This window comes from Paenibacillus timonensis (genome assembly GCF_022427145.1).
In the GTDB taxonomy this organism is placed as follows: domain Bacteria; phylum Bacillota; class Bacilli; order Paenibacillales; family Paenibacillaceae; genus Fontibacillus; species Fontibacillus timonensis.
Genome location: NZ_JAKSXN010000109.1, coordinates 1 through 6,865, shown reverse-complemented (window position 1 = coordinate 6,865; position 6,865 = coordinate 1). Strand labels below are relative to the sequence as shown.

Sequence of the window (6,865 nt, the reverse complement as noted above, 5' to 3'; positions counted from 1 at the left end):
GAAGTCCAATTCATGGTTACTCCTGCCATCGTTTGCAATGGCGGGGGTAACCTTTTTGTTTTGTCTTTGAGAGCTCTTTGCACGATTATCCCTTTTGTTCAGGAACCAGATGCCACCTGATTCAAGGGGATAATCGTGCAAAGCCCCTGGACATTAGTCTTTTGGAGCTCCTTTGCGCGATTATCCCTTTTGTTCAGGATGAGGAGGGGACGAGAAGAAGAGGGGGCTAGGGAGTGATTATTAATAGAGCTCTGCGGTGCAAGCTGATGCCACCTGATTCAAGGGGATAATCGTGCAAAGCTCCCGTACATTAGTCTTTTGGAGCTCCTTTGCGCGATTATCCCTTTTGCTCAGGGTGAGGAGGGTGAAAGAAGAAGAGAGGGCTAGGGAGTGATTATTAATAGAGCTCTGCGGTGCAAGCTGATGCCACCTGATTCAAGGGGATAATCGTGCAAAGTGTCCGGACAACTAGGCAATAAAAGCGAGGTATACAAAAGTATACCTCGCTTAAGATCTGTCATCCGGGGTCAGACTTCGTCCCAGATGCGGCGGACATTGTCGAAGGCGATGCGGGTGCCTTGGCGGCAGTCCTCCATGCCTTCGTATTCGATGGAGAGGTAGCCGTCATAGCCGGACGTCTTCACGATGCGCAGGATCTCCCACAGGTCGAGATCGCCCTGGCCGGCAATGGCGCCGCGCAGGTATTGGCCGCCCGCGCTGCGGAACCAACCGGCGCCGGGGTTGCGGATTTCGGGCCGGATGTAGAAGTCTTTGACGTGGACCATCGAGGCGTAGCTGATGTTCTTCTTCACGGCAACGACGGGGTTCTCGTCGACGCAAACGAAGTTGCCCACGTCGAGCGTCGTCTTGTAGTTCGGCCGGTCGACGGCATGGATCACCGCCTGTACCCGATCGCTGGCCTGCACGTAATAGCCGTGGTTCTCCAGGCTGGTCGTGATCCCGTACTGTGCGGCGTAATCGGCGATCTCGCGGCAGGCGTCTGCGATCCGCGGCAGGTCCTCCTGGAACCGGACGATCGAGGTGTCCGGCCGGGAGGCGACGTCATGCCGCATCAGCTTGGCGCCAAGCGCATGGGCGTGATCGACCTCGCGTTTGACGCGGGCGATCTCCGCCGCGTAAGCCTCCTCCGAATCGACGGCGAAATTGGCGCCGATCGCGTAGTTGGATACGGCGATCCCAGCCTGGGCCGCGCGCTCGCGGATTTGCTCGATCAGCTCGGGGGTTTCACCGAAGTTAAATCCCAGCGGCACGATTTCGATATGCTCCCCGCCGATGTCGGCAACCCAATCGATAACCTCAAGGAGGGTCATCGATCCGGCCTGCATCGCTTGATAGAGACTGTATGAACTGACTCCCAGTTTCATGAAAGGTCCATCTCCTTTAGTGGTAGTTCCTGGCTAACGGACTCCAGAAGCGTTATTTGCCGGTTCTGGAGCGATTCGCTTAGTTAACGGACCGAGGAGACCTTATTTCGGATAGGGTGGGTTAAAACGCCAAAGCTTGGGCCTAATAAGGTCGCTGGAGTCCGTAAAACGTTGGGAAATCGTCGAGAAATAACCCAATAAGGTCATTTGAGTCCGTTACTTGCAGCGGTGGGACCGGTCGGTCCCTGTGGGGCAGCATTCCGTGTGATCGGCCCAACTTTAAGGGTGGCCGCACCCCGGGAGGCGAAAGTAGAGTGCTCGCAAAGCACAATCCGCGACACCGCTCGTCACCTGGGTACGGCCTGCTCCCATCATCGGGCGTCCTTACGGCTCACCCTTCAGGCAGCTTAATCCCGGAACGACCGGATGAACCCAACCGCTTGGCGAATATCCTCCTCCGGGTTGTCGCCGACTTCGCGCTCGATCGTCAGGTAGCCGGTATAGCCGATTTCCTGCAGGGCGGCGAAATAGGCCGGGAAGTCGACGCTGCCCGCGCCGAGCGGCACTTCCTCGAAGCCCGCGCCGGAGGCGGCCATTTCAGCGATTTTCTCGTGGCTCATCGCGTCGTAGCCGAGGAAGCCGTACACGTCCCGCGGATCAACCGGACGGCGGCGGATGCCGTCTTTGACGTGCGTATGGACGATGTAGTCCCGCAGCGTCTTGACCCCTTGGACCGGGTCATCCCCCGTGACCATAACCATATTGGCCGGATCGAAATTGACCGAGACGCCGTTGGTGGTGAGGGTGTCCAGGAAGCTTTTGAGATGGGCGGCCGGTTCGGGTCCGGTTTCGATGGCAAAATAAGCGTCCAGGCTCTTCGCATATACGCCCAGCTCCTCACAAGCTTGCTGCATGGCCGCATAAATTGGCCCGTTCGCGTCCTCCGGCACGATGCCGATATGCGTGGTCACGACGTTCGTGCCCAGTTCAACCGCCAGATCGAGAATCCGCTTCGACTTTTCGATTTTGGCCGGATTGGCGGCGGCGTCCTGAAACCCATGGCCGGCCAGGTCGCCGCACAGGGCGGAGATCTCCAGCCCCAGGCTATCGATGTAATCGCACAGCTCCTTACGTTTGGGTCCGATTAGCACCGCCGGATCCATCTCGCCGGAGACGGCATAAATCTGTACGCCTTCAGCTCCGGCCGCTTTCGCCTTTTTCAAGCCTTCCTTGACGCCTACGCCAAAGCTGTCGACGATAATTCCGATTTTGTTGTTCAGCTTCATCCAGTTCGCGCCTCCTTGGACTTCGAATTTAGAAATGAATTTCTCGACCTTCAGCGGCCGATTCATATATCGCGTTCAGGATTTTGATCATCTCCACGCCGTCCTCCACGGGGCTGATCGGCGGGGCGCCGTCCAGGCAGCTGGCGACGAAATGATTGATTTCGTTCTGGAACGCCACGTGAAAATCAAACCCTGGCGAGCTGATCTGCGGATCGAGGTTCATGATGGTGTTGTGGCGCTCGGTCACGATCGACAACGCCGGTTCGATTTCGGCACCGCCCTGGTTGCCATAGATGTTGATCTGCGCGGAATTTTGCTTGGCATGCAGGGAAAAGCTGACATCCACCATCAGCGAAGCGCCGTTCTCGAAGCGGATCAGCGCGTTGGCCATGTCTTCAACCGTGTTGAGGGAGGCGTCATAGTCCGCGGCTTGATAAAAGGGATAGTTCTCGATGTTCGATCGATTCCCCAGTTTGGCGTAGGTGTTGCCGCTTACCGATTTGACTTTGGGCCGGCCCATCAGGTACCAGCAGAGATCGATCGCGTGCACGCCGATGTCGATCAACGGGCCGCCGCCGGAACGCGACTTGTCGGCGAACCAGCCGCCGGGATTGCCAAGCCGCCGGAGGAGGCTCGCTTTGGCGTAATAGATCTCGCCAAGGTCGCCGGCATCGATGAATTTCTTCAGCACCGCGATATTGGAGGCATGGCGCCGCACATATCCGACCTGCAGCAGGTTGCCGGTCCGTTCCACCGCCTGTTGCACCTGAAGGGCCTCGTCCACGGTGATGCACAGCGGTTTTTCGCAGAGTACCTGCTTGCCGGCTTCCAGAGCGGCGATGCTGATCGCGGCATGGGTGTTATTCCAGGTGCAGATGCTGACCGCGTGCACTTCGGGATTCGCGAACATTTCGCGGTAATCCGTGTAAACGTGCGGGATGTCGTACTTGCCCGCCATGTTCCGGGCCCGTTCCTCATTGACGTCGCAGATCGCGAGCAGCTTGGCCCGCGGGTTGGCGCGGTAGGCTTGCAGATGGGCCTCGGAAATGGAACCGGTGCCGATCAGGCCGATGTTCAGTTCACTCATTTTTCGCAGGTGCACCCTTTCGTTCTCCGCGCGAGTTTGCTACAATGAGAGCATTCATTCGCTAGGATATGTTTTATTTATTCAAAGTTATGTTTAGGCACCCCTAATTTAGCACAGGCATTTTAAAGGGAGAATGTTCAGGATGACAAAATATCTGGATTATATGATCAGTCCTGAGCCGATCCGACTGTTCAATCCCGCGGTGGATGCCAGCCGGCGCAAAATCCAATCGTTGGCCGTCGTCAACGCCGGTCATTTGCCCGGGCGCACGATGCAGCGCCAAGATGCGAAGTTCCGGTATTGGGCGTTTGTGGTGATCACGGGCGGGAGCGGGTATTACCAGGCCGGCAGCGCGGACAGGCAGGAGGTCACGGCCGGCTCGTGGTTCTGCCTGTTCCCGGGCGAAACGTTTCATTACGGTCCGCACGAGGAAGGGCATTGGGACGAGTATTACTTCACGGTGGAGGGCTCCCGGGTTGAGGAATGGCTCGGAAGCTGGCTACAGCACCCCGATCAGGTCAAAAAAGCGGCGATCGACGACTCCGTCATCAACCGGATGGAACTGATGTTCATGCTGATCGACAGCGGCGTGCCAAGCAATCTCGACCGGGCTTCGCTGATGCTGGAGTCCTTCCTGTACGAGTTGGTGTCGCAGGCGGATCAGGCGGAGGCCGGGAACCGGGGCCGATTCGTGCTGAAGGTAATCGAGGACATTTCCGCTTCGCTGTATGCGGATCCAACGCCGGAGGAGCTGGCGGCGCGGCATCATATTTCGGTGTCGACGCTGCGGCGGATCGTGCACGAATATTCGGGTTATCCGCTCAACGAATTCATTCACCGGCTGAAGGCGGCCGAAGCCAAGAACGTCCTGCTCAACACGGAAAAAAGCGTCAAGGAAATCGGCGAGGCGCTGGGGTATCAGGACATGTTTTATTTTTCGCGCGTGTTCAAGCGAATCACCGGTTATTCGCCGCGGAGCTATCGGAGCCGGGGCGGACAATAAAGGTCTGGGCGCAGGGGTTTACACTATAGGGGAGGTTCACGGGATGAAGCTTTATTTTCAAGGATGGGACGAGGAATTGGTTCATGGCGTAAAAGAGTTGGAGACGCAGCTCGGATTCCAGGCGGACCCGGCGGGTTTGCCGGTGGAAGTCGTGCGGTTGCCTCGGGATGCCGGGCAATTACGGGTCTCGCTTGGCGGCGGGAAAGGCCGGATCGAGTATGTGGAGAAGATTCATTTTTTCCGTGCGCTGGGGTTGTTGGTGGAGCGGGCTAAGACGTCGGATGCGTTTGAGTTGACCGAACTGCCGAGCTTCGATTACAACGGAGCGATGCTGGATGCGTCGCGCAATGCGGTGATGCGGGTGGACGCGATCAAGCAGATGCTGCGGTATATGGCGGTCATGGGGTTGAATGGGCTGATGATGTATACCGAGGACACGTATGAGGTGCCGGAACTGCCTTATTTCGGTTACATGCGGGGACGGTACACGGCGGAGGAGCTGCGGGAGTGTGACGATTACGCCGCGTTGTTCGGCATTGAGATGATCCCGTGCATTCAAACGCTGGGACATTTATTTCACGCGCTGAAATGGCTTTATGCCGAGCCGCTGCGCGACCATCCCGACATTGTGCTGCCGGGTACGCCGGCTACCTACGAATTCCTGGAGCAGACGATCCGGGCGGCCGCCGCGCCGTTCCGTTCGAAGCGCATCCATATCGGCATGGACGAAGCGTTCCAGGTCGGACTCGGCCGCTATTTGCGGGACAACGGCTTCCGCGATCGGTTCGAGGTGATGAACGAGCACGTCGGGCGGGTCATGGAGATCACCGGGAAGCTGGGGCTGGAACCGATGATCTGGAGCGACATGTATTTCAACCTGCTGTCGAACGACGTGCAGGGCGGGTTGTACAACATGGAGGCGGATTTTTCCGCGGAAAATATGGCGAAGATCCCGGACGGCCTCCGGTTCGTCTACTGGAACTACTGGGGAACGGACGAGAACGCGTACAAAGAGGTGTTCGACAAGCACCGGCTGCTCGGGTCGGAGCCGATCTTCGCGGGAGGCATCCACATGTGGAACCTGATGGCCCCGAACCACGGCAAAACCTGGTCATCCATGCACCCGGCGCTCAGGGCGGCGAAACGGAGCGGACTGCGTGAGGTGTTTGCGACCGCGTGGGGCGACAACGGGAACGAGGCGAATCATTTCGTGATTTTGCCGGGGCTACAGTTGTTTGCGGAATACGGGTACCATGACGGTGAGGTGAGCGATGAGCATCTGCAGAAGCGGCTGGCCGCCTGCACGGGGCTCGATTTGTTCGGGCCGCTCGAGGCGTTGAAGGGGATGGACGAAGTGCCGGAGGTCCACGAGGGGAACTATTACGGTGCAAATCCGTCGAAGTTCCTGCTCTGGCAGGATCTGTTGATCGGCCTGTTCGATAAGCATGTGGAAGGCATGGAAGGGACGCTGCCGGACTATTATGCCGGGCTCGTTGAGAAATGGCGGGGTTACGGTGAAGGGGAAGGAAGCGGGTTGACGGAGCCGTTTACCGCGATGTTTGTCTTCTACGAAAAGCTCGCCGCTGCGCTGTCCGTGAAGTCGACGCTGGGCGTGACGATCAAGCGCCTTTACGACGCCGGGGATCGGGACGGACTGCGGCGGATCGCTGACGAGACGCTGCCTGAGCTGCGCCGTCGGGTCGAGGAGCTGCGGGTGGCGCACCGGGAGCTGTGGCTCGGAACGTACAAGCCGTTCGGCTGGGAAGTGCTCGACATCCGTTACGGCGGGGTGCTGAGCCGCGCCGCGTCGGCGCGCGACCGCCTGCTGGATTATGCGAACGGCCGCGTCCTGAAGCTGGAAGAGCTGGAGGCGGAGCGCTTGGTGTTTAACCAGAACAACGTCTTCGGCACGCTGGACGTGAACGGCTTGTATCATCAGATCGCGACGGCGGGTTCGCTGTCGATGTAAATTTCGGACGAAGTGGAAAACCTCCAACTCATTTTGCGGGGGAAGGGGAGTCCGATGGTTTAAGTGGAAAACCTCCAACTCATTTTCGACGGATTGGCTTCAATGGGCGAATTCTGCGAAAATAAGTGGAGGTTT

5 protein-coding genes are annotated in these 6,865 nt (G+C 58.2%); 2 read left to right on the top strand and 3 right to left on the bottom strand.

All coding sequences use genetic code 11. The features are described from left to right. Positions 1 to 527: 527 nt before the first annotated feature. The 3 genes from MJ257_RS24115 to MJ257_RS24105 all read right to left on the bottom strand — a co-directional run bounded on the left by MJ257_RS24115 (position 528) and on the right by MJ257_RS24105 (position 3,758). A complete protein-coding gene (locus MJ257_RS24115; RefSeq protein ID WP_240271723.1) occupies positions 528 to 1,385 on the bottom strand; it encodes a sugar phosphate isomerase/epimerase family protein in 858 nt (285 codons plus the stop codon). Between the two features lie 407 nt (positions 1,386 to 1,792). Further along, the gene (locus tag MJ257_RS24110; RefSeq protein ID WP_240271724.1) at positions 1,793 to 2,671 is read right to left on the bottom strand and encodes a sugar phosphate isomerase/epimerase family protein; all 879 of its coding nucleotides are present in this window, start codon (positions 2,669 to 2,671) and stop codon (positions 1,793 to 1,795) included. Positions 2,672 to 2,699: 28 nt separating this feature from the next. Next, positions 2,700 to 3,758: a Gfo/Idh/MocA family protein gene (locus MJ257_RS24105; RefSeq protein ID WP_240271722.1), complete on the bottom strand. Its 1,059-nt coding sequence runs from the start codon at positions 3,756 to 3,758 to the stop codon at positions 2,700 to 2,702. A gap of 142 nt (positions 3,759 to 3,900) precedes the next feature. Here MJ257_RS24105 and MJ257_RS24100 point away from each other — a divergent pair, with 142 nt between their 5' ends. After that, positions 3,901 to 4,761, top strand: coding sequence for a helix-turn-helix domain-containing protein (locus MJ257_RS24100; protein ID WP_240271721.1), 861 nt, complete (start codon positions 3,901 to 3,903; stop codon positions 4,759 to 4,761). A 43-nt stretch (positions 4,762 to 4,804) separates the two neighbouring features. Continuing rightward, a complete protein-coding gene (locus MJ257_RS24095; protein WP_240271720.1) occupies positions 4,805 to 6,730 on the top strand; it encodes a beta-N-acetylhexosaminidase in 1,926 nt (641 codons plus the stop codon). Positions 6,731 to 6,865: the final 135 nt, after the last annotated feature.